This is a genomic window from Nocardioides sp. (assembly GCF_034670285.1).
Classification (GTDB): domain Bacteria; phylum Actinomycetota; class Actinomycetes; order Propionibacteriales; family Nocardioidaceae; genus Nocardioides.
The window spans coordinates 1-3,479 of sequence record NZ_JAXMNS010000397.1; the positions used below are offsets into that span (position 1 = coordinate 1).

The 3,479-nt window shown below is 71.2% G+C and carries 3 protein-coding genes and 1 pseudogene; 1 reads left to right on the plus strand and 3 read right to left on the minus strand.

The window, feature by feature from the left end:
* Nucleotides 1-776, minus strand: a pseudogene (locus VOI19_RS16540) (hypothetical protein); the annotation flags it as partial.
* Between the two features lie 212 nt (nt 777-988).
* Here VOI19_RS16540 and VOI19_RS16545 point away from each other — a divergent pair.
* Nucleotides 989-2,515, plus strand: a complete 1,527-nt coding sequence (locus tag VOI19_RS16545; protein WP_323794061.1) for an ATP-dependent DNA ligase — start codon at nt 989-991, stop codon at nt 2,513-2,515.
* Here VOI19_RS16545 and VOI19_RS16550 read toward each other — a convergent pair.
* Nucleotides 2,512-2,928, minus strand: a complete 417-nt coding sequence (locus VOI19_RS16550) for a hypothetical protein (RefSeq protein WP_323794062.1) — start codon at nt 2,926-2,928, stop codon at nt 2,512-2,514. The genes VOI19_RS16545 and VOI19_RS16550 overlap by 4 nt on opposite strands.
* A gap of 34 nt (nt 2,929-2,962) precedes the next feature.
* Nucleotides 2,963-3,479: HNH endonuclease signature motif containing protein (locus tag VOI19_RS16555; RefSeq protein ID WP_323794063.1), on the minus strand; the 517-nt coding region annotated here is incomplete at its 5' end.

The following is a 3,479-nucleotide window of genomic DNA, read 5'->3' on the forward strand; positions in this document are numbered from 1 at the left end:
AGGCCCTTGATGGCCAGGACGGCGTAGGCCGCGCGCCCGCCTGCAGCGGTGGGGAAGGCGATCTTGCGCACGAACTGGGTGGGGCCGAGAGTGCTGCCTCCGAAGACCTCGTAGCCGCCCATGACCTCGCCGGTCGCCTTGGCCCGGAATCCGGACTTCGGCACGAGGGCGTCGATCACGGAGGTGAGGGCGTCGGCGGCGCTGAGCACGAAGCTGCCCGTGAGCGCGCTGCTGCGCACCGGGTCGCCGGAGTAGGAGACCACACGGCCGTCACGGTCCACGAGCACCGTGAGGATGCCGCCGATACCGGCGCTCACCCCGCCGAAGGTCTGCGAGAAGCTCAGGACCCTGGCCTCGACGCCGGGGAGCTCGTGGTTGCGCTCCACGCCGAGCGCCGACATGTCGGCGGTGCTCAGCCCGAAGGCGGCGCTGTTCTGGCGCAACCACCCCTTGGCGATCGCGAGGGGGTCACCCGACTGCGGCCCGGTGAGAGCACCGCCGTCGACCGCGATCGTGCGGGGCGTGCCGCTGCGGTTCCAGGTCACCGCAGCACCGGCGATGCGGGCGACGGCCCGCTTCTGCGCGGTGGTCGGTTGCAGCTTCGGCAACGCGTCACGCGAGTCGAAGGCGAGGTCGGAGAGGCGGTCACCCGCCGGAGGAACGGCGGACTCGGCTCCTCCGAGGAGTGCCGGCACGGGGTTCGGCACGGCGGAGGACTGCGCGAGCGCGTCCCCCTGGGCGAGCGTGGGAAGGGCGAGTGCGACTGCTGAAAGCACGGCAGCAGTCGAGAGTCTCGAGCGGATCACGGGGGTCACCTGTCGTCTCGGGGCTGGGGTCGGGCTGGGGTCGGGCTGGGGTCGGGCTGGGGTCGGGCTGAGGTCGGGGGGTGCAGGTGGTGCACCGGGGAGGTGAAGCCGAGGGATGAGCACCCCTCTTAGCGCTCTAACGAGGTGAGCCGCACGGGGATACGGCCGTGTTGAATACCGTCATGCTTCTTCTCGATGTCGTGCAGGTTTCGGCCGCTGTGGCAGCGACCCGGTCGCGCAAGGCGAAGGTCACCGCGATCGCGGACCTGCTCCGGCGAGCACGCGAGGACACCGCCTCGCTGGAGACCGTCGTCGCCTACGTCGGCGGGTCCCTGCGGCAGCGGCGCACCGGACTGGGGTACCGGGGCCTGTCACACCTGCCGGAGCCGGCCGCGGCAGCCACGCTCACCGTCGAGACGGTCGACGCGGCCTTCGAGTCCTTGGCCGCCCTGTCCGGGCCCGGATCGCAGGCTGCCCGATCCGCAGCCGTCGCGGCGCTCTTCGGGGCCGCGACCCACGTCGAGCAGCCCTGGCTCCGTGCCCTGGTGACCGGCGAGGTGCGGCAGGGAGCATCCGACGCCCTCGTGCAGGAGGCGGTCGCGGTCGTCGCCGACGTGCCGGTGGCCGCCGTACGACGCGCAGCGATGCTCGCCGGATCGACGCTCCCGGTCGTGCGGCCCGCGTTCGAGGGTGGCGTCGAGGCGCTCGCGACGATCCGGCTCGAGGTCGGGCGCCCCGTCCTCCCGATGCTGGCCTCGTCAGCGACCACGGTCGCCGAGGCGCTGGCGAAGATCGCTGTCGAAGCGGGCGCTGCGTCGATCGACACCAAGCTCGACGGCATCCGCATCCAGGTGCACCGCCAGGACGACGACGTGCTCGTGGTGACACGCAGCCTCGACGACATCACCGACCGGCTGCCGGAGGTCGTGGCGCTCGCGCGCAGCCTGGACGCGGAGTCGTTCGTCCTGGACGGCGAAGCGCTGGCGCTGGGCCCTGACGGTCGCCCACGACCCTTCCAGGAGACGTCGTCCCGCACCGGCACCCACGGCGGCGACTCCGACGTCGCCGTGACGCCGTACTTCTTCGACGTACTGCACCTCGACGGTCGCGACCTGCTCGACTCCCCCGGCCACGAGCGCGATGCCGCCCTGGAGGCGCTGGTGCCGGTCGAGCACCGCGTCGCGCGTCTGATCACCTCCGACCCTGCTGCGGCCGAGGCGTTCGCGAGCGAGGCCGTGCGGGCCGGTCACGAGGGCGTCGTGGTGAAGGACCGCTCCGCGCCGTACGCCGCCGGTCGCCGCGGCGCCGCGTGGGTGAAGGTGAAGCCGGTGCACACCCTCGACCTCGTCGTGCTCGCCGTCGAGTGGGGCTCGGGGCGCCGCAAGGGGTGGCTGTCCAACATCCACCTCGGCGCGAGGGACCCGGAGCGGCCGGGTGAGTTCGTGATGCTCGGCAAGACGTTCAAGGGGATGACCGACGAGATCCTCGCCTGGCAGACCGAACGGTTCCAGGAGCTCGAGACGTCGCGCAACGACTGGGTCGTCAGCGTGCGACCGGAGCAGGTCGTCGAGATCGCCTTCGACGGTGTGCAGCGCTCGACCCGTTACCCCGGCGGCGTCGCGCTGCGCTTCGCGCGGGTGATCCGGTACCGCGACGACAAGCGGGCGGACGAGGCGGACACGATCGAGAGTGTGCGGTCGCTGCTCTAGCCGGGGCCGTGCGGTTCATCCTCAGATTGGAGACCGGCGAGCCAGTCGTGAACGGAGTCGACCCGTACGACCGCGGGATGGAAGTGGAAGACACTCTCGTGACGCATCTCCCCCACGACGACGAGGTGGGCCAGGTCCCCCCGGCACGCGCGCGCCAGCGCCGCACCCAGCTCGGCGAAGACGCCCCGCCCTTCGTGCTCGGACGCCACGACAAGAACCGCGTCGGCACTCAAGACGGCTTCGAGGTCTTGAGCGGCAATCGCGCCGGCCCCGACGGGGTACTTGCCGTAATCGACCAGTGCGGTGTCGCGTGTCCAGTCCGGGGTCAACTGGTGCCCGGCTGCAACCACGACTGACTGGACCTCCCGCACGCGCTGGAGGTCAGCAATCGGTCCCGCCACGTAGATCCTCACAGTTGCTGAGACTGCCAGGCATCCGCGCGTCGGCCTAGGTCCGTTGTGGTGGGTCTGGTGGTTCTCGGTGGGCCAGGGCGTGGTGTCGGGGGCACAGGAGCTGGGCGTGGTGGGTGTTGGTGGTCCCGCCGGTGGCCCAGGGGGTGGTGTGGTGGACGTGGCACAGCCACGCCGGGGTGTCGCACGCTGGTGCTTGGCAGTGCTTCTGCGCCAGCCCGATCGCGAGGCGCTGGGTCTTGGTGTGGAAACGGTTCTTGCGACCGAGGTCGAGGACTTGCGAGGTGCCGTTGAGGACTGCGGGGATGATTCCGGCCTCGCACGCCAACCTGCGCGCGGTGCCGGCGGTGATCATGGTGCCGGTGTCGAGGGCTGCTGCCTTGATCCCGCCCAGGAGCGTGGCGAGCTCGACGGTGACGACCACGGTCGCGCTCGTGCCACCGGCATGGGGGACCTCGTCGATCGGGTAGCGCTCGATGAACTCGCAGAACGCCTCACCTGCCCGCTCAGGCGAAGGGCGGTGGTGGTCGTAGACGCCACCTTGGGAGCGCACG

Bases quoted from the DNA above. Each gene is read 5' to 3' on its own strand.
- VOI19_RS16545 (WP_323794061.1), top strand. From the start codon at position 989: ATGCTTCTTCTCGATGTCGTGCAGGTTTCGGCCGCTGTGGCAGCGACC.